The organism is Streptomyces sp. NPDC056580, from assembly GCF_042793175.1.
In the GTDB taxonomy this organism is placed as follows: Bacteria; Actinomycetota; Actinomycetes; order Streptomycetales; family Streptomycetaceae; genus Streptomyces.
Map to the genome: position 1 here is coordinate 13,267 of NZ_JBHTVE010000008.1, position 18,374 is coordinate 31,640.

Below are 18,374 nucleotides of genomic sequence, written 5' to 3' on the forward strand. Positions count from 1 at the left end.
GGCAACAGCAGTGGCACGAGGCTCCCCGGGCGGTCCGGCGGGCCGGGCGGGCCGCACCAGGGACGGGAACAGGCATGGGTGAACGGCTGAGCGGCGAGGGGCTGCCCGCCCGCCGGCGCGGGCACCCGGGTGGCACCGTCCTCGGCTCCGCGACGGCCGGTCCGGACACCGGGTTCGAGGCCCGCATCGCCGCCGCCCTCCGCGGGGACGGCGCGGACGGCCTCGACCCCGAGGCGGAGCGGCGCGCCGTCGCCGCCTTCCGCACCGCCCGGGACTCCGGGCGGCGGGCGCGGACCAGGCGCCGGGACGACTGGCGGCCCGGCCGGCCGCACCGCGCGAGGCTCTCGCTGCGGACCACGCTCTCCGTGGTCCTCGCCAGTCTCACGCTGGGCGGCGTCGCCTTCGCGGCGATGGGCTCTCCCGGGCTCGCCGGGCACGACGACGGCGGCACCGGTCCGCGCCGTACGCGGCCGCCGGTGAGCGCGCAGAACACGGCGGGCACGACGGCCCGCCACCGGACCGCCGCGCCGGACGGCACCGTGTCCGCGGCCCCCTCGGCCCGCCCGGGCCACCCCGCGAACGCCCAGGACACGCGCGCCCACTGCCGCGCCTACGAGCAGGTCCGGGGCCGGGGCAAGGCGCTGGACTCCACGGCCTGGCAGCGGCTCGTCCTCGCCGCGGGCGGCGAGGACGGCGTCGCCGACTACTGCGCGGCGCAGCTCGCGAGCCCGGCGCGGACGCCCTCCCCCGCGCGGACGAGCCACCCGGACAACGGCGCGAACAACGGCGCGAACAACGGCGCGAACAACGGCGCGGACACCGGCGCGAACAACGGCACGGGTAACGGCGCGGACAACAGCGCGCGCAACGGCGGCAGCACGGGCAAGAAGGCGGCCGGCCCCAAGTAGGCCGAGCCAGGAGAAGGGGCCCCACCCGGGCGAGGTTCCGGGGGCCAGGGCAACGGCCGGGGCCGCCACCCCCCACAGGAGAGGCCCCGGCCGTCGCGCTTCACGGACCGCGCGGCGGCCCGTACTTCCTTCAGCGCCAAGAGTGCGTTTTCTGTCACACCCCGTCGCTCCCCGACGTGTCACGAGTTAGTTGCATCTTCTACAGACATGGACGAGCAGAGGTTTCACGCCGTAACGTGCCATTCGCGCCGGACCGAAGACATGGCGTAAAGGGAGTGCGGTGCTGGGGGACGACGCGGAGCTGACCGCCGCGGTGCGTGCGGCACAGGACGGGGACGAGACCGCGTTCCGGACGGTGTACCGCGCGGTGCAGCCGAGACTGCTGGGTTACGTACGCACGCTGGTCGGCGATCCGGACGCGGAGGACGTGGCCTCCGAGGCGTGGCTGCAGATATCCCGGGACCTCGACCGGTTCAGCGGCGACGCCGACCGCTTCCGCGGCTGGGCCGCCCGCATCGCCCGCAACCGGGCGCTGGACCACATACGGATGCGCGGCCGCCGCCCCGCCATCGGCGGCGACGAGACGGAGCTGACCGGCCGGGCCGCCGACTCCGACACGGCCGGCGAGGCACTGGAGGCCCTGGCCACCGACAGCACCCTCTCGCTCATCGCGCGCCTCCCGCAGGACCAGGCCGAAGCGGTCGTCCTGCGCGTGGTGATGGGCCTCGACGCCAAGTCCGCCGCCGAGACGCTCGGCAAGCGCGCGGGCGCCGTACGAACCGCCGCGCACCGGGGTCTGAAACGGCTCGCGGAACTGCTCGGCGCCGATCCGGAATCGGCGGGTGCGCTCGACGCGCTGCCGCCCCAGCGAGAACCGCGTGCCGGCGCGGTGACGTCCGCCACTGTGACGCATACGCGTCCGCGGACGCAGAAGGACATGTGATGGCCGACGAGCGCTCTGATTCCCCGGGGGAGGACCACCGGGCCCTGGGCGACTGGCTCACCGGGGAAACGGCGGAACGTCTGCTGCGCGGCGAGTCGCTCGAGTTCCTCGACCCCGCGGCCCGTGACCAGGCCGAACGGCTCGCCGAAACGCTGAGCGCACTCTCCGTCCCGGCCCCCGACGCGAGCGGCGAACTGCGGGGCGAGGAAGCCGCGTTGGCCGCGTTCCGCAAGGTCCGCGAGGCCGCTGAGGCCGAGCGCACCGCCGCGGCCTTCGCCGACGGCGGCCCCGGCAGGGGCGCCGCGCCGCTCGCGGGCGGCACCCGCGAAGGCCGGGCGCGCATCGGCGCCCCGGCTCGTTCCGGAAGCCGCTCCCGGCGCCCGCGCTGGGCCCGGCCGGTCCGGCTGACGCTCGCCGCGGCGGTTGCCGCCGGCACGCTCGGCGGGGTCGCCGTGGCCGCCGGCAGCGGAGTGCTGCCCATCCCGTTCCAGCAGGACCGCCCGGCTCCCGCCGCCTCCGTCTCCGCGGACGAGACGCACGGACGGCCGCGCGTCTCGCCCTCCGCGCGGGCGCCGCTGGGCCCCGGCGACGGCACGGGCACCCCCGGCGGCGGCCCCGGTGCGTCCGCCGGCGGCGCGCCCTCGGCCGGCGCCACCGACGGCACCGGCCAGGGCGGCCCCGGCGGGACCGGCGGAAGCTGGTGGCGGGACGCCAGTTCGGCCTGCCGTGACATCCGCGACGGCAAGGAGCTGGGCAACAGCCGCAAGCGGGCCCTGGAGGGCCTGGCGGGCGGCGCCGCGCGGGTCGCCAAGTACTGCGAGTCCGTCCTGGCGGGCCGTACCTCCTCCGGCGGGGACGACAAGGCCGGCAACGGTTCGGGTGACGACTCGGGCAACGGGGAGAACGGCGGCCAGGCGAACGGCAACGGCAACGGCAAGGGCAACGGGAACGGCAAGGGCAAGGGCAAGGGCAAGGGCGGCACCGGCAACGGTGACGAGAACGGCCAGGGCGGCGACGAGGACGGCCGAGGGCACGGGCATGCCGGCGGCCACCGCGGCGTGGTGGTGACCCCCTCCGCGTCCACCGGCACGCCTCTGGCCCCCGGCCGGCCCGGCTCCGGTCCCGCCGCCTCGCCGAGCCCCACGGGCTCCACCCTCTGACCTGCGGTTCTGTCATCCGCGAAACTTTTCTCGCGAGATGTGTGACGTTTCTGGCCCCCGCGACGCAGTACTGAGTGAGCCGACTGGTCATCGGCCGTCGCACTGAGCCGGGGTTCCCCCCGTACCTACGGCTCGTGCATATGGCGCGGGCGGGGCACGTTCCCCCGGTCCCGCCCGCGCCCCGAATCCCTCACCAGTGGACGACGACCTTGTCGCCCACCCTCGCCTGGGCGAAGAGCGCGGCGATCGCCGCCTCGTCCCGCACGTTGACGCATCCGTGCGAGCCGCCGGCGTAGCCCCGGGCCGCGAAGTCGTAGGAGTAGTGCACCGCCTGGCCGCCGCTGAAGAACAGCGCGTACGGCATGGGGGAGTCGTAGAGCGTCGACACATGGTGCCGCGACTTCCAGTAGACGTGGAACACGCCCTCGCGGGTCGGGGTGTACTGGCTGCCGAACCGGACGGACATCGTCTGGAGCGTGCGCCCGTCGACCATCCAGCGCAGGGTCCGGCTGGTCTTGCTGATGCACAGCACCCGCCCGGTCAGACAGCGCGGGTCGGGCGCGTCGGCCGGCTGACCGCCCATCAGGTACAGCTCCCACTTGCCCGGCCGGTGGGTCATGGCCAGCAGCCGCTGCCAGGTGACGGTGTCCAGCTCGCCGGTCCGCGGCAGCCCGCGCTTGCCCTGGAAGCCGCTGACGGCCCGCTCGGTGAGATCGTCGTACGTCCCGGTCGGCCCGTCGAACAGCCAGTCGGTCTGGCGCAGCCGTGCCTGCAGTTCGCGCACCCCGCTACCGCTGTCGCCGCGCGACCACAGCACCCGGGGCGCGGGCCCGGCGCTCCTTGTGGCGGGAGCCGAGGAGGCCGGCGAGGCCTGCCCGCCGGACGGGGCCTGCCCGCCGGACGCGGCCGACCGGGTGACGGCGGGAGCGTGGCTGGACGGAAGCTGGATGCGCACCGGCAGGTGGTGCTTGCCGTCGGCGTCCCCGGGCTGCACGGTGCAGCCGCTGAGCACGGCGAGGGCGGCGGTCGAGACGAGTGCGGCGAGCACGGCGGCAGATCTCCCCGGGATCCTCATGCCGGAGATGCTTCCCCGCGTGACCGCCGCCGAACTACGGGGCATGGTGAGGTGGTGTCGGAAACGTACTGCGGAGGCATCCATGGCACGTGAGTCGGAGTCGGGACTGCCGATCGAGCCGGTCTACGGACCCGGCGACCTGGCCGGCTGGGACCCGGCCGGGAAGCTCGGCGAACCGGGCGGATACCCCTACACGCGCGGGGTGTACCCGACGATGTACACCGGCCGCCCCTGGACCATGCGCCAGTACGCCGGGTTCGGCACGGCGGCGGAGTCCAACGCCCGCTACCGGCAGCTCATCGCCCACGGCACCACCGGCCTCTCCGTCGCCTTCGACCTGCCCACCCAGATGGGCCACGACTCCGACGCGCCCCTCGCGCACGGCGAGGTCGGCAAGGTCGGCGTGGCCATCGACTCGATCGAGGACATGCGGGTGCTGTTCGACGGCATCCCGCTGGACCAGGTCTCCACGTCGATGACGATCAACGCCCCGGCGGCCCTCCTGCTGCTGCTCTACCAGCTCGTGGCGGAGGAGCAGGGCGTACCGGCGGACCGGCTGACCGGCACCGTGCAGAACGACGTACTGAAGGAGTACATCGCGCGCGGGACGTACATCTTCCCGCCGAAGCCCTCACTGCGCCTGACGGCGGACATCTTCAAGTACTGCGGCGCCGAGATCCCCCGGTGGAACACCATCTCCATCTCCGGCTACCACATGGCCGAGGCGGGCGCCTCGCCCGCGCAGGAGATCGCCTTCACGCTCGCGGACGGCATCGAGTACGTCCGCACGGCCGTGGCGGCGGGCATGGACGTGGACGACTTCGCGCCCCGCCTGTCCTTCTTCTTCGTGGCCCGCACGACGCTGCTGGAGGAGGTCGCCAAGTTCCGTGCGGCGCGCCGGATCTGGGCGCGGGTCATGCGGGAGGACTTCGGCGCGCGCGACCCGAAGTCCATGATGCTGCGCTTCCACACCCAGACGGCGGGCGTCCAGCTCACGGCCCAGCAGCCGGAGGTGAACCTGGTCCGGGTCGCGGTGCAGGCCCTCGGCGCCGTCCTCGGCGGCACCCAGTCCCTGCACACCAACTCCTTCGACGAGGCGATCGCGCTGCCGACGGACAAGAGCGCGCGCCTGGCCCTGCGCACCCAGCAGGTGCTGGCGCACGAGACCGACGTGACGGCGACGGTCGACCCCTTCGCCGGCTCCTACGCGGTGGAGCGGATGACCGACGACGTGGAGGCGGCCGCGCTGGACCTGATGCGCCGGGTGGAGGACCTGGGCGGTGCCGAGGCGGCCATCGAACGGGGCTTCCAGAAGGCCGAGATCGAGCGGAACGCCTACCGCATCGCCCAGGAGACCGACTCCGGTGAGCGCGTGGTGGTCGGCCTGAACCGCTTCCGGCTCGACGAGGAGGAGCCGTACGAGCCGCTGCGCGTGGACCCGGCCATCGAGGCCCGGCAGGCGGAGCGGCTGGCCCGGCTGCGGGCCGAGCGGGACGGCGGCGCGGTGGACGCGGCGCTGACCGCGCTGAAGAAGGCCGCGGCGGGCGAGGACAACGTCCTTTACCCGATGAAGGAGGCGCTGCGGGCGCGGGCGACGGTGGGCGAGGTGTGCGACGCCCTCCGGTCGGTCTGGGGGAGCCACGTGCCCTCGGACGCGTTCTGATCCCGGCCGGTCTCGGCCTCCGAAATCCCCGGCCGCACTGTCGTACCCGCGTGCGACACTCCTTTCCATGTTCGGCGTCATCGATCTCCCCACCTACCTGGCAGGACTCGTCCTCATCGTCCTGCTGCCCGGTCCCAACTCGCTCTACGTCCTCTCCGTCGCCGCCCGGCGCGGCGTCCGGTCCGGTTACACCGCCGCCGCCGGCGTGTGGTGCGGGGACACCGTGCTGATGACGCTGTCCGCCGCCGGTGTGGCCTCGCTGCTGCAGGCCAACGCCGTGCTGTTCGGCATCGTGAAGTACGCCGGCGCCGGCTATCTGACCTGGCTGGCGATCGGGATGATGCGGTCCGCGTGGCAGATGTGGCGGACCCGGCGGGAGCAGGCCGCCGAGGACGCCGCCCCCGCCGTCGCGGCCGAGGAGCGGCCCTTCCGCCGCGCCCTGGTGGTCAGCCTCTTCAACCCCAAGGCGATCCTGTTCTTCGTCGCCTTCTTCGTGCAGTTCGTGGACCCGGGCTACGCCTACCCGGCCCTCTCCTTCGTCGTCCTCGGCGCGTTCGCGCAGGCGGCCAGCTTCCTCTATCTGAGCGCGCTGATATTCGGCGGCACCCGTCTCGCCGCCGCCTTCCGCCGCCGCAAGCGGCTGTCGGCCACGGCCACTTCGGCGGCGGGCGCGCTGTTCCTCGGCTTCGCGGTCAAGCTGTCGCTGGCCAGCGCCTAAGGGCGGGCCTGCCCGCCGTCCGGGCGGCCCCGGAGGGCGCCGGGGCCGGACGGCCGGTCACCTTCCGGCGGCGCGCGCCTTGCGGTTCGCCCGGGTGAGGACGGGCGGCAGCAGGTCGACGGCGACCCGGCGGGCCCGGTCGCCGCGGCAGGCGGCCGGCACCGCGGGCGCCGGCGCCGAGGGCCCGGGCGTCACCGGGGCGGCTGCCCTGCCGTGCCGGGAGAGGGAACTCCGGCCCTTTCATCGGGGCGGGGCACTCCCTCGACAGGCAGTCTGTGAGATCCCTGCGAAAGCCTGTGAGATGCCTGCGCAATCCTGTGAGGGCAGGCGGCAGGCATAACGGTGTCTGCCCCAGGGCGCGGTGCGGAAGCCAAGGAAAGGTGAACGGATGACCAACGTCCGGATCTCCCGCCGGACCGGCCTTTTCCCTTTTACTGTTTCGGCAAGGTGAACGACGCTGAAATCGCGGGTGTACGGGATTTCTTGAGAGCCCTTTTCAACCGGGGGCCGAACGGTTTCTCCACGAACCGGTGCATCAGCCACGCCAGCACCAGCATGCCCAGCACCGTCGCCGCGAGCGTCGGATAGACGGGCAGTCCGAGCCCCCGGTGCAGCACCCGGATGACGAACCAGCCCAGGTGCTCGTGGACCAGGTAGAACGGGTAGGTCAGCGCGCCGGCCGTGGCCAGCCAGGGCCAGTTCGCCCGGCCGGTCCAGCCCAGCGCCACGGCCGCCACGGCGGCGAAGGCCAGGGTGACGACCAGCAGGACCACCAGCGGGCTGCGGACGAAGTCGCCGTGCGCGCCCGGGTGCCACAGCGCCTGCGTGGCCGTCTCCTGGCCGAGCAGCCACGAGACGGCCACGATGCCCCACAGCAGCAGGTCGCCGCCGAAGCGGTGGATCAGGTAGAGGGCGAGACCGCCGACGAAGAAGGGCGCGTACTCCGGCATGACCAGCTGGTCCGCCAGCTCGTTGCCGCTGGTGCGGCACACCACCGCCGTCAGTGTCCACACGCAGGCGAACAGCACCACCCGGCGGTAGGTGACCCCGCGCAGGACCACGAACAGGGCGAACAGCGCGTAGAAGCGCACCTCGGCCCAGAGCGTCCAGCACACGCCCAGCACCCGCGGCACGCCCATCGGCTGCTGCAGCATCGTCAGGTTGACCAGGAACTCGTCGGGCCGGACCGCGTGCACCACGGCCGGCAGCACCAGTGCGGCGCCGGTCACCAGCACCAGGGCGACCCAGTAGGCGGGGTAGAGGCGGGCGACCCGGGACCGGAAGAAGTCGCCGAGGCTGCGGCCCCAACTGCTCATGCAGATGACGAAGCCGCTGATCACGAAGAAGAACTGGACGCCGAGGCAGCCGTACGTCGCCACCTGGGACAGGGTCGGGAAGACGCGCGACGGGCTCTGGTGCCAGGACGCCGAGACCGTCCCGCCGCGTCCGGCGTAGTGGTAGAGGCAGACCATCAGCGCGGCCACGAGCCGCAGACCGTCGAGGGCGTGCAGCCGGCCCCGCCGGGCGGTGCGGGCGGAGGGGGCGGAGCCCGCCTCGGGCACCGCGGGAGCGGGAACGGCGGCAAGGGAAGACGAAGAAGCAGGCATGGTGCCCCAGAACCTAGTCGATAAACCGCTGATAATCGCGATCCCTTTTGTGAAAGTCCCCGTTGCCGCGCCATGGGATCGACACTCCCTGGCCGAATCACGGAAACGGCTTGGTTGACAGCCCAACCATTCGCCTCGCCGTCCCGGATCGTTAACCGTGACGTCGTTTTGGCTTCCTAGTTTCTCCATCAACCCCCACGATTCGGCAAACGCAAGGCATGCCGCCGTATACACAGTCTTTGCTTGGCACACATCAGGAGAGCTATGACGAGGGTCCAGAACCGGCGGACGCCTGCTCGTGGAGGGGGGCTGGAGGACTGTCTGCGCGCCTGTGCCGTACACAGCGGCAAACTCGTGGGCAGCCTCGACCGCCGGCGCACGGAACTGGCCGAGCAGCTTCGCAGGCTGCTCGTGGTGGTCGGCACCCACGGCGCCCCCGCCCCCGCGCCCGCCCCGGCCGGCAGCGCGACCGCGTTGCTCAAGCGGGCCGTCAAGGGCGCCGCCGCACCCGCCGGCCGCCTCACGGACGAACTTCTGGACGCCCTGCTGGCCGTCGCGGGCAAGGCCCTCGAGTGCGGCTACGACGACGAACTGCACCTCGCCCTGCGGATCAGCGACACCGTCGTGGAGCAGCGCCGCAACTCCCGGGCCGGCTGGCGGCTGCGCGCCCGCGTCCTGGAGGCGCTCGGCGAGGAGCGGGAGGCCGTCGAGGCGTACGAGCGGTACCTGGAGCTGACCCAGGAGGACGGGTTCGGCGTCGCCGCCCGGATCGCCGGACTGCGCCGGGGCGCCGAGTGCGAGCGCGAGCTGCTCGCCCTGCTGGAGCGCCAGTGCCCGCGCGCCGCCGGCTTCGCCGAGGGGCCCGCCACCGACGTGTGGGCCGAGGGCCTCGCCCTGCACGCCCGCGGTGACCGGGAGGCGGCCGAACCCCGCCTGGTCGGCGCCCTGCTGGCGCTCGCCGCCGAGCAGGCCCCGGTCGCCGACCGGCAGGAGCTGCTCGGCCAGTACCTCGAACTGCGCACCGGCGTCCCAGGCGACGACCTCACCGAAGCCGTCGCCCTCTACGCCGAACAGCGCCGCGTCCGCATGCGCGGCCCGGTCGCCGACCCCACCGTCGGCGGAGTGCACTGGATCGGGCTCGGCGAGTTCCGCAACCTGATCACCGGCAAGTCCGTGTGCCTGATCGCCAACTCCGGCCGCGTGGGCGAGAGCGGCCTGGGCGGCCGGATCGACGACTACGACCTCGTCGTGCGCTTCAACTCCTACCGGATCGACCCGAAGCACACCGGCAGCCGCACCGACATCCACGCCACCATCCACAAGCACGGCTTCAACTGGGACAAGCCGGTGACCACCCGGCTCGTCTTCGGCGGGATCTCCGGCGACTGGAAGCACTCGCTGCGCAACCGCCTGGTGCCCGGCGCCCAGCGGTACCTCGGCGACGAGTCGCTTCGCTGGCCCGTGCGCAACATCGGCCGGCTCGGCAACGACGTCTGGTCCGGCATCCCCACCACCGGCTTCAACATGCTGTGGCTGCTGGACTTCCTGGACGTCAGCCCCACCCTCGACCTGATCGGCTTCGACTTCTACGAGAGCGGCGCCTACCGCGTGCCCGAGGCCATGAAGCTCGCGATCACGTCCGTGCACGAATACACCAGCGAGAAGGCATGGGTCATGGAGCGGGCCCAGAGCGTGACCGACATGAGGATATCCCTGCGATGACCACCGCCACCCCGGTAACACCGGAGACCTCCGCGCACGCCCTGACCAACAAGCGGCGCATCGCCTTCGCGAGCTTCGTCGACGAGAACTACCTGCCCGGGTTCCTCGTCCTGCTGCGCAGCCTTGCCCTGTCCAACCCGGGCGTCTGCGAGGACTTCGTCGTCCTGCACGACGACCTGAAGCCCTCCTCCGTCGCCCGCATCCGCGCGCTGCACCCGAGGGTCGTGCTGCGCCGCGTCGACGCCGGCCACTACGACTCCTACGTCAAGGGCGACCAGGACAACTACCTCGTCCGCAAGGCGTACTTCATCCTCGACGTCTTCCGGCTGCGCGACTACGACACGGTCATCACCCTGGACACCGACATGGTCGTCCTGGGCGACCTGGGCGAACTGCTCGCGCTGCGCGAGGGGCTCGCGGCCGTCCCGCAGTTCTTCTACGGGCAGCACAAGCTCAACTCCGGACTGCTGGTCATCCAGCGCGAGTACCTCTCCGACGCGTTCTGCGCGCGGCTCGACGAGGTCGGGCGCAGCGGCGGCTACGAGCTGGACAAGCACGACCAGGGCATCCTCAACGCAGTGCTCGACGGCGACTTCGTCCGCCTGGACACCCGCTACAACTTCGTCAAGCGGCGCCTCTCCGGCGACCTGCCGGTCCCGGACGGCACCGCGATCCTGCACTTCACCGGCCGGCACAAGCCCTGGCAGGGCGGCGAGGCCGGATACCAGCAGGCCGAGGAGCGCTGGCGGGAGTTCGAGCTGAGCGACGCCGAGTTCCACGCGGCCTACCTGGCCCGCGGCGGCGCCCTCCACCACGACCTGCTGGTGCACTACGGCACCCCGCACGTGCGGCGCACCGGCGACGTGGAGGCCGCCCGCAAGGTCGCCGCCGCGCACATCGCGGCCGGCGAGTACCAGGACGCCGTCGACCTCATGGCCGGCGTGCGCATCCCGCTGGACGAGGCCTGGCCGCACGAGGTCTTCGGGCACGCCCTGATGAGCGTCTCGCGCTACCCGGAGGCGAAGACCCAGCTCCTGCTGGCCACCGCCGCCCCCAACCGGGCGGCCACCGCCTACGCCCGCCTCGCCCAGATGGCCTGGGTGCACGGGGACAACGCCGAGGCGCTCAAGTACGCCACCGCCGGCCTCACCGTCGACCCCACGCACCGCTCCAGCCGGCTCTGGGCGCAGCGCGCCGCGGCCGTACCGGCCCAGGAGCAGGGCGCCGCCGAGGACCAGCTCGCGCACGTCGCCTTCTACATGGACCGGCAGGGCAACGCGGGCGACAAGCTGCTGCCCGAGACCGTCCGGCTCGCCTTCGGCCCCGACACCACCTCCCGCCGCTGGCATTCCGTGCACGCACACCGGCTGTTCGACAGGGCCGCGCTGGAACGGGTCAACGCCCGGCGCGGACTGGTCATCGGCGGCGGCGGACTGTTCATCCCCGACACCATGCCCAACGGCAACAGCGCCTGGCAGTGGAACGTCCCGGACGAGCACCTGCGCGGCGTCGACGTGCCGGTCATGGTCTTCGCGGTCGGCTTCAACGCCTTCGACGGGCAGTCCTACCGCGCCCGGCGGTTCAACGAGAGCCTGCGGCTGCTGGTGGAGAAGTCCGCCTTCTTCGGGCTGCGCAACCACGGCTCCATCGACCGGGTCCGCTCCCTGCTCCCGTCCGAGCTGCACGACCGGGTCGTCTTCCAGCCCTGTCCGACCACGGTCATGCGCCGGCTGGTGGCCGGCTGGACCGACCCGGCGTACCGCGAGGACACCGTCCTGCTGAACGCCGCCTACGACCGTGCGGGCCTGCGCTTCGGGCACGACTACGGGCACTTCCTCGCGGAGCTGGCCAAGGCCGTGCGCGCGATCGGCGCCCACACCGAGGTCCGCTGCGTCGCCCACTCCCTGGACGACGAGCGCATCGCCTTCGACCTGCGCCGCGAGCACGGGATCTCGCTGCCGGTGATCCCGATGTACGACTTCGACAACGACGCCATCCGCGAGACGTACGCCAAGACCAGACTGGTCATCGGCATGCGCGGGCACGCCGGGATGATCCCCTTCGGGGTCGGCACTCCCATCGTCAGCCTGATCTCGCACCCGAAGATGGCGTACTTCCTCAAGGACATCGAGCGCCCGGAATGGGGGGTCTCGGTGCACGAGCGGAACCTGGGCGAGGTGCTCACCGAGCGGGCCCTCGACATCCTGGACCACCACGACCGGACCGTCGCCGACGTGCACGACCGGCAGGAACTGCTGTGGAAGTCCACCCAGGAGAACGCGGCCCGGATCCGGACGGTCCTGGGACGCTGAGACGCCTGGAACGCCGCAAGGGCGGGCCCGGAAAGGGGCCCGCCCTGACGGAAGGAGACCAGGTCAGCGCCGTATGGCCCGGCGCAGGCCGCGCGCCTTGCGGGCCATCCGGCGCACCGTGGCGTTGCGCGGCAGGAACGCGAGCTGGGCCGGCACCCCGCCGGGCAGCGCCAGCGAGGTCAGCCGCTTGCGCTTGAAGTAGCGCAGGGTCGAGGCGTTCAGGTTGCCCGCGAGGTACCGCTCGGTCTCGCCGCGCAGCCCCGGCAGGATCTTCGGCTGCATGGCGAAGCCCACCGCGCGGACCAGCGCGCCCAGCGCCGCCACGTCCATGCCGGGCCGCCGCTCGCCCACCGCGGCGCCGTCGCCCAGCTCCGGCAGCAGCGCGTCGACCACGGTGACCGGGATCCGGTTGCTGTTCTCGAACGGCGTCAGCCGCTCCAGCAGCGTCTCCGTGCCGATCCGGGCCACCGGCAGGCCGTACAGCGCGGATGCGGTGAGCAGGGCGGTGGAGAAGCAGCCGACGACCAGCGCGGGCCGCATCCGCTGGTACAGCACCTCGGCGAGGACCGGCGTGTCCAGCACGGTGAGGTCGACCCCGAGCCGCTCCGCCTCCTCCTCCAGGGTGCGCGTGAAGCGCGCGGGGGCGGTGGGATGCGGCTTGAACACCACCTTCGTGTGCCCGAGCCGGTGCACCCCCTTCAGCATCCGCACGTGCAGGTCCTCCTCCTGCGTGGCGGTGAGGATGCCCAGCGCCGACAGGTACTGGCCGAGCAGCAGCGCGGGCTCCTCCACCCCGGGCAGCTCCTCGGCCGACGGTGCGAGTTCGGCCAGGACCTTGGTGAAGGCGGGCGTCGGCACGATCTCCGCCGGCACGCCGAACTCGGTGAGCAGCAGCGGTTCGAGGCCCGGCACGAGGTCGAGGTGGAGCACCCGGTCCACCCGGGTGCCGACCAGCGGGTCGATCTTGTTCCGGGTGGGGCCGTAGCTCATCAGGCCGTCGGCGTAGACGGTGACCGGGCAGCCGGTGAAGATCTGGGCGAGCGACAGCGACGGGTTGACCTGGATCGACTCCACGGCCAGCTCGACGTCCTCGTCGCCCAGCCGCCACTCGTGGCGCAGATACCGTTCCCACAGCGGCAGGTCCTCCGGCCGGGGCGCCCAGCCGCCCGGGTGGAAGGGGTAGATCGCCTCGTTGTACGACAGCACGTCGTCGAAGCGCTCGCGCAGCCGTTCGAAGCCGGGCATCCGGTCCGGTGCCGGCGTGGTCTCGGGCGTGGCCGCGTTGTTGCAGACCAGCAGGATCCGCCGGTCGGCCGGGCGGAAGCAGCCGGAGTCCAGGGCGGCGGCGAGCGTCGCCGTGCCGTACAGCGTCGACGCCTGGAAGATCTGGGTGGTCACGCGGCGGCTCCCGCGGGGGCGGGGCGGCGGCGCAGCCGGCGCAGCTTGGTGGCGCGCTGGAGGTCCATGGAGTCCAGCGCGTCGTCTAGGACGTCCTGCGGCATGCGCCGCAACGCCGCGGAACTCAGCGATTTCAGTTTCTTCGCCACCGACGGCTCGAACCTCTCGATGGATCCCAGGTGATGGGAAATGATGGCGCAATACGTACGGACGGCCTTCGGCAGCAGCGCGGCGGCTTCCGGGTCCTCGGCGGTTTCCGCGACGACCTGATCGAAAGCGCGAATGAAATCGAGCTGACGGACGTCGCCGATCTGGGTGAGGGAGGAGGCGACCCCGCGCCGGTAGAAAACCCCGAGCAGGCCGACCGCGGCGAAGGACTTCGCCTCCCGGTGCAGCTTCCAGATCCACGGCCGGTCCTCGGCCGTGCGCAGCCCGTCGGTGAAGTGCAGCAGTCCCTTGTCCGCCAGCCGGCGGTGGTAGACGCCCGCCCAGGCGTAGGCGTAGTCCACGGAGGTCGACCGGTCGGCGGGCAGGATCGCCGCGCGCGGGTCCAGCACCACGTCGCGCCGCCCGACCGGGACCCGGTGCACGGTGCGGGCCCGCGCCGTGCACTGCACATGGTCGGTCCGCAGGAAGTCGCAGCCCAGTTCCTCGATGGCGGCGACCAGTTTCGGGTAGTGACCGGGCGCGAGCCAGTCGTCCCCGTCCAGGAAGGTCAGGTACTCGCCGCGCGCCCGGTCGATGCCGGTGTTGCGGGCGGTCGCGAGCCCTCCGTTCCGCTCGTGCCGGACGAGGACCGCGCCCGGCAGCTCGCGCTCCGCACGCGCGAGGATCTCTGGTGTCCCGTCGCGGGAACAGTCGTCGACGAGAATGAATTCGAAGTCCTCACGCGCGTTCGCACCAAGGCTCCTCAGAGTGTCTGGCGCGTATTGCTGCACGTTGTAGAACGGGACGATGACGGAGAGCTTGACCACGTCACGGACGTTAGGGCGAGGCCCGTCATTCGTCTTGACCGGCGGCTTGATGCCGGGTGAACGACGCGTGGCGAAGCTGTGAACCGGGTCTTTTCCGGTGCCGATCACGGCCCGATTCGCCATTCGGCGATGTGCTGTTAACCGTTTGTTGCATTCGGGTTGGGCGGAACCTCGGAATGCCTTCCTAGCGTCTTCGGCGTGCCAGCAAGTGCAACGAAGTCCCTGCGGGTCGCCGTCCTGGCCGACTCCGACACCCGGTGGAAGTGGGGCGCGCTCACCGCGCAGCGCCTGACCCCCGCCGGTGCCGGCGTCCGGCTCGACGGCTACCTCCTGCGTGGACGAGCCACCCCCACCGCCCGTCAGCTCCAGGAGGTCGGCGTCCGCGCCGACTCCCTCAGCGAGGTCACCGGCGTCCAGTTCCTGCGCGCGATGGGCGACAGCACGCGGGAACCGTACGACATCCTCGTCCTCGCCCTGGTCGGCGGCGGTGTGCAGGCCATGCTGCACGGGCTGCGCAACGCCTGGGGCTCCGGCAGCCGCCCCGTCGTCGTCACCGGCTACGTCGGCGTCGTCTACGAGAAGCTCGCCGACGGTCTGCTGCTGCGCCACGGAGCCGACCTCGTCCTCGCCAACTCGGCCGACGACGCGGACCGGTTCCGGGCCGTCTACGAAGGGGTCGGCGCCGACGCCTCCGCGGTCACCGAGGTCGCGCTGCCGTTCCTCGGCGGGGAGCCCTACGCCGGCGAACACGACCCGTACACCGTGGTGTTCGCGGCCCAGCCCTCCGTCCCGGACAACCGCCGGGACCGTGCCTACCTGCTGAACCGGCTCATCGGGCACGCCCGCCTGCACCCCGAGCGCGAGGTGCTGCTGAAGCTGCGCTCGAAGCCCGGCGAACACACCACCCACATCGAGGAACTGCCCTACCAGAAGCTGGTCCAGGGCATGAACCCGCCCGCCAACTTCCGCCTGGTGTACGGGCACATGGGCGAGGTGCTGGACCGCACCGACCTGCTGGTCACGGTCAGCTCCACGGCCGCCCTCGAAGCCCTGCACCGGCGCATCCCCACGGTCGTCCTGACCGACCTGGGCGTGCGCGAGGTGCTCGGCAACCACCACTTCACCGGCTCGGGCTGCCTCGCCTCCTGGGACCGGCTCGACGCCGGCCACCGCCCGGCCGCCGACCCGCGGTGGCTGGCCCGGCAGGGCGTGTGCGCCGGGGGCGCCTCCTACGAAACCGCCTTCGACGCCGCCCGCGAGCGCATCGCCGGGCTGCTGGACCGGCCCGGCCACCTGCCGCCGCTGAACCCCTACTACACGCCCGAGACCGCGCCCGGCTACCTGCCCGGCATCCTCGCCCGCCACCACCTCGGCCCCGACGGCGCCCCGCTGCCCGGCGCGCCCGCCGCCGACAGGGAGCCCGGCCCCGTCCGCCAGATCGTGCGCCGCGCCGCGCGCGGCGCCTACCGCCACGGCGTGCAGCGGGTGGCCCCCGTGATCCGGCGGATGGGCGAGCTGTGAGCGGCCGGATCCCACGTCAAGGAGAGAACCCCATGCCCCACTCGGAAGCGGAACAGGGCGCCCCGGTGACCCGGGTGCTCGCGGTGATCCCCGCCCGCGGCGGCTCCAAGGGCGTGCCCGCGAAGAACCTCGCTCCGGTCGGCGGCATCCCGCTGGTCACCCGCGCGGTGCGCGAGTGCCGGGCGGCCCGGCTGGTCACCGACGTGGTGGTCTCCACCGACGACCAGGCCATCGCCGCCGCGGCCCGCCAGGCCGGCGCCGAGGTCGTGCTCCGCCCCGCCGCCATAGCCGGGGACACCGCGACCTCCGAGGCCGCGGTCCTGCACGCCATGGACGCGCACGAGGCCCTGCACGGCGCCCCCGTCGACGTCGTCCTGCTCGTGCAGTGCACCAGCCCGTTCCTGGTCCGCGAGGACGTGGACTCGGTCGCTGCCGCCGTCGTCGAGAACGGCGCCGACACCGCCGTGACCGTCGCCGCGTTCCACGGCTTCGTCTGGCGGGACGCGGCCGACGACCCGGTGACGGCCGGCACGGACCCCGCCGCCGTCGGCACCCTGACGGCCGTCGACACCAGGACGGTCCCCGGCGCCAGGACCGCGACCGGCGGCTACGGCGTCAACCACGACAAGTCCTTCCGCCCCCGCCGCCAGGACCGCCCCCAGGACCTGCTGGAGACCGGCGCCGCCTACGCGATGACCGCGGCCGGCTTCCGCGAGCACCGGCACCGCTTCTTCGGCCACACCGAGCTGGTCCGCACCGACCCGGCCCGGGTGCTGGAGATCGACGACCCGCACGACCTGGCCCGCGCCCGGGCCCTCGCCCCGCTCTTCGACGCGGACCTCCCCCACTCTCAACTCCGTTCGAGCGGGGGGACCCCCATCGGCGCCCTGCCCGCCTACGACGACATCGACGCCGTAGTCCTCGACTTCGACGGCACCCAGACCGACGACCGGGTGCTGATCGACTCCGACGGACGGGAGTTCGTCTCCGTGCACCGCGGCGACGGACTCGGCATCGCGGCCCTCCGCCGGAGCGGCCTGAAGATGCTGATCCTGTCCACGGAACAGAACCCGGTGGTCGCCGCCCGCGCCCGGAAGCTCAGGCTCCCGGTGCTGCACGGCATCGACCGCAAGGACCTCGCCCTCAAGCAGTGGTGCGAGGAGCAGGGCATCGCGCCGGAGCGCGTGCTCTACGTCGGCAACGACGTCAACGACCTCCCGTGCTTCGCCCTCGTGGGCTGGCCCGTGGCGGTCGCGAGCGCCCACGACGTCGTACGCGGCGCCGCACGCGCGGTCACCACCGTCCCCGGCGGCGACGGCGCGATCCGAGAGATCGCCAGCTGGATCCTCGGCCCCTCTCTCGATTCCCTCCCCAAGTAAGGACACCTCCCGTCATGAGCACCAACTCCCGCATCCGCACGTTCGGTACGCGCGAGGCCGGCCCGGGCCGACCCGTCTACATCTGCGGTGAGATCGGCATCAACCACAACGGTGAGCTGGAGAACGCCTTCAAGCTCATCGACGTGGCCGCCGACGCCGGCTGCGACGCCGTGAAGTTCCAGAAGCGCACCCCCGAGATCTGCACCCCGCGCGACCAGTGGGACATCGAGCGCGACACCCCGTGGGGCCGGATGACCTACATCGACTACCGCCACCGGGTCGAGTTCGGCGAGGACGAGTACCGCCAGATCGACGAGTACTGCAAGACCAAGGGCATCGACTGGTTCGCCTCCCCGTGGGACACCGAGGCCGTCGCCTTCCTGGAGAAGTTCGACGTCCCCGCCCACAAGGTGGCCTCCGCCTCCCTCACCGACGACGAGCTGCTGCGCGCCCTGCGCGCCACCGGCCGCACGGTCATCCTCTCCTCCGGCATGTCGACCCCGAAGCAGATCCGCCACGCGGTCGAGGTCCTGGGCAGCGACAACATCCTGCTCTGCCACGCCACCTCGACGTACCCGGCGAAGGCCGAGGAGCTCAACCTCCGCGTCATCAACACCCTGCAGGACGAGTACCCGAACGTCCCGATCGGCTACTCCGGCCACGAGACCGGCCTGCAGACCACGCTGGCCGCCGTCGCCCTCGGCGCCACCTTCGTCGAGCGGCACATCACCCTCGACCGCGCCATGTGGGGCTCCGACCAGGCCGCCTCCGTCGAGCCGCAGGGCCTGACCCGCCTCGTCCGCGACATCCGCACCATCGAGGCCTCCCTCGGTGACGGCGTCAAGAAGGTCTACGACTCCGAGCTGGGCCCGATGAAGAAGCTGCGCCGTGTCACCGGCGTCGTCGCCGAGGCGGAGATCGCCGCGGCCGCGGGCGAGCCGGTCGCGGTCTGAGCACCCCGGTCGCCCAACGGTTGCCCTGAGACGGGACGGTC

General features: G+C 72.6%; 14 protein-coding genes. 10 read left to right on the top strand and 4 right to left on the bottom strand.

The annotated features are described in order from the left end of the window. Positions 1-74: 74 nt before the first annotated feature. The 3 genes from ACFQ9Z_RS18810 to ACFQ9Z_RS18820 all read left to right on the top strand — a co-directional run bounded on the left by ACFQ9Z_RS18810 (position 75) and on the right by ACFQ9Z_RS18820 (position 3,011). Positions 75-908: a hypothetical protein gene (locus ACFQ9Z_RS18810; RefSeq protein WP_383018523.1), complete on the top strand. Its 834-nt coding sequence runs from the start codon at positions 75-77 to the stop codon at positions 906-908. A 280-nt stretch (positions 909-1,188) separates the two neighbouring features. Beyond that, positions 1,189-1,851, top strand: a complete 663-nt coding sequence (locus ACFQ9Z_RS18815) for an RNA polymerase sigma factor (protein ID WP_383018526.1) — start codon at positions 1,189-1,191, stop codon at positions 1,849-1,851. After that, on the top strand, positions 1,851-3,011 hold the full coding sequence (locus ACFQ9Z_RS18820) for a hypothetical protein (RefSeq protein WP_383018529.1): 1,161 nt from the start codon (positions 1,851-1,853) through the stop codon (positions 3,009-3,011). The genes ACFQ9Z_RS18815 and ACFQ9Z_RS18820 overlap by 1 nt, the downstream gene beginning before the upstream one ends. Positions 3,012-3,201: 190 nt before the next feature. On the opposite strand, the gene ACFQ9Z_RS18825 is transcribed toward ACFQ9Z_RS18820, so the two are convergent. Next, positions 3,202-4,086 carry a L,D-transpeptidase family protein gene (locus ACFQ9Z_RS18825; RefSeq protein WP_383018532.1) on the bottom strand — a complete coding sequence of 295 codons (885 nt, stop codon included), beginning with the start codon at positions 4,084-4,086 and terminating at the stop codon, positions 3,202-3,204. Between the two features lie 82 nt (positions 4,087-4,168). Between ACFQ9Z_RS18825 and ACFQ9Z_RS18830 the strand changes: the two genes are divergently transcribed. Further along, a complete protein-coding gene (locus ACFQ9Z_RS18830; RefSeq protein ID WP_383018535.1) occupies positions 4,169-5,749 on the top strand; it encodes a methylmalonyl-CoA mutase in 1,581 nt (526 codons plus the stop codon). Between the two features lie 67 nt (positions 5,750-5,816). After that, positions 5,817-6,467, top strand: coding sequence for a leucine efflux protein LeuE (gene leuE / locus ACFQ9Z_RS18835; RefSeq protein WP_383018538.1), 651 nt, complete (start codon positions 5,817-5,819; stop codon positions 6,465-6,467). A gap of 431 nt (positions 6,468-6,898) precedes the next feature. Here leuE and ACFQ9Z_RS18840 read toward each other — a convergent pair whose 3' ends face one another. Then, positions 6,899-8,074, bottom strand: a complete 1,176-nt coding sequence (locus ACFQ9Z_RS18840) for an acyltransferase family protein (RefSeq protein ID WP_383018541.1) — start codon at positions 8,072-8,074, stop codon at positions 6,899-6,901. A 264-nt stretch (positions 8,075-8,338) separates the two neighbouring features. On the opposite strand from ACFQ9Z_RS18840, the gene ACFQ9Z_RS18845 reads away from it, so the two are divergent. Continuing rightward, complete coding sequence (locus ACFQ9Z_RS18845; protein WP_383018544.1) at positions 8,339-9,796, top strand: hypothetical protein; 1,458 nt, start codon at positions 8,339-8,341, stop codon at positions 9,794-9,796. Continuing rightward, positions 9,793-12,108, top strand: a complete 2,316-nt coding sequence (locus ACFQ9Z_RS18850) for a glycosyltransferase (RefSeq protein WP_383018547.1) — start codon at positions 9,793-9,795, stop codon at positions 12,106-12,108. Before ACFQ9Z_RS18845 ends, ACFQ9Z_RS18850 begins: the two co-directional genes overlap by 4 nt. 63 nt (positions 12,109-12,171) lie before the next feature. On the opposite strand, the gene ACFQ9Z_RS18855 is transcribed toward ACFQ9Z_RS18850, so the two are convergent. Both ACFQ9Z_RS18855 and ACFQ9Z_RS18860 read right to left on the bottom strand, forming a co-directional pair. Next, the gene (locus tag ACFQ9Z_RS18855; protein WP_383018550.1) at positions 12,172-13,506 is read right to left on the bottom strand and encodes a polysialyltransferase family glycosyltransferase; all 1,335 of its coding nucleotides are present in this window, start codon (positions 13,504-13,506) and stop codon (positions 12,172-12,174) included. Further along, a complete protein-coding gene (locus tag ACFQ9Z_RS18860) occupies positions 13,503-14,480 on the bottom strand; it encodes a glycosyltransferase family 2 protein (protein ID WP_383018553.1) in 978 nt (325 codons plus the stop codon). The genes ACFQ9Z_RS18855 and ACFQ9Z_RS18860 overlap by 4 nt, the downstream gene beginning before the upstream one ends. A gap of 198 nt (positions 14,481-14,678) precedes the next feature. On the opposite strand from ACFQ9Z_RS18860, the gene ACFQ9Z_RS18865 reads away from it, so the two are divergent. From ACFQ9Z_RS18865 to ACFQ9Z_RS18875, 3 genes are read left to right on the top strand one after another with little or no spacing between them, the layout of a single operon-like run. Further along, a complete protein-coding gene (locus ACFQ9Z_RS18865; RefSeq protein WP_383018556.1) occupies positions 14,679-16,001 on the top strand; it encodes a DUF6716 putative glycosyltransferase in 1,323 nt (440 codons plus the stop codon). Positions 16,002-16,033: 32 nt separating this feature from the next. Beyond that, positions 16,034-17,380, top strand: a complete 1,347-nt coding sequence (locus tag ACFQ9Z_RS18870) for a cytidylyltransferase domain-containing protein (RefSeq protein ID WP_383018559.1) — start codon at positions 16,034-16,036, stop codon at positions 17,378-17,380. Between the two features lie 14 nt (positions 17,381-17,394). Continuing rightward, on the top strand, positions 17,395-18,333 hold the full coding sequence (locus ACFQ9Z_RS18875) for an N-acetylneuraminate synthase family protein (protein WP_383018562.1): 939 nt from the start codon (positions 17,395-17,397) through the stop codon (positions 18,331-18,333). Positions 18,334-18,374 lie beyond the last annotated feature (41 nt).

Bases quoted from the DNA above. Each gene is read 5' to 3' on its own strand.
- ACFQ9Z_RS18810 (WP_383018523.1), top strand. From the start codon at position 75: ATGGGTGAACGGCTGAGCGGCGAGGGGCTGCCCGCCCGCCGGCGCGGG.
- ACFQ9Z_RS18820 (WP_383018529.1), top strand. From the start codon at position 1,851: ATGGCCGACGAGCGCTCTGATTCCCCGGGGGAGGACCACCGGGCCCTG.
- ACFQ9Z_RS18825 (WP_383018532.1), bottom strand. From the start codon at position 4,086: ATGAGGATCCCGGGGAGATCTGCCGCCGTGCTCGCCGCACTCGTCTCG.
- ACFQ9Z_RS18830 (WP_383018535.1), top strand. From the start codon at position 4,169: ATGGCACGTGAGTCGGAGTCGGGACTGCCGATCGAGCCGGTCTACGGA.
- leuE (WP_383018538.1), top strand. From the start codon at position 5,817: ATGTTCGGCGTCATCGATCTCCCCACCTACCTGGCAGGACTCGTCCTC.
- ACFQ9Z_RS18840 (WP_383018541.1), bottom strand. From the start codon at position 8,074: ATGCCTGCTTCTTCGTCTTCCCTTGCCGCCGTTCCCGCTCCCGCGGTG.
- ACFQ9Z_RS18845 (WP_383018544.1), top strand. From the start codon at position 8,339: ATGACGAGGGTCCAGAACCGGCGGACGCCTGCTCGTGGAGGGGGGCTG.
- ACFQ9Z_RS18850 (WP_383018547.1), top strand. From the start codon at position 9,793: ATGACCACCGCCACCCCGGTAACACCGGAGACCTCCGCGCACGCCCTG.
- ACFQ9Z_RS18870 (WP_383018559.1), top strand. From the start codon at position 16,034: ATGCCCCACTCGGAAGCGGAACAGGGCGCCCCGGTGACCCGGGTGCTC.
- ACFQ9Z_RS18875 (WP_383018562.1), top strand. From the start codon at position 17,395: ATGAGCACCAACTCCCGCATCCGCACGTTCGGTACGCGCGAGGCCGGC.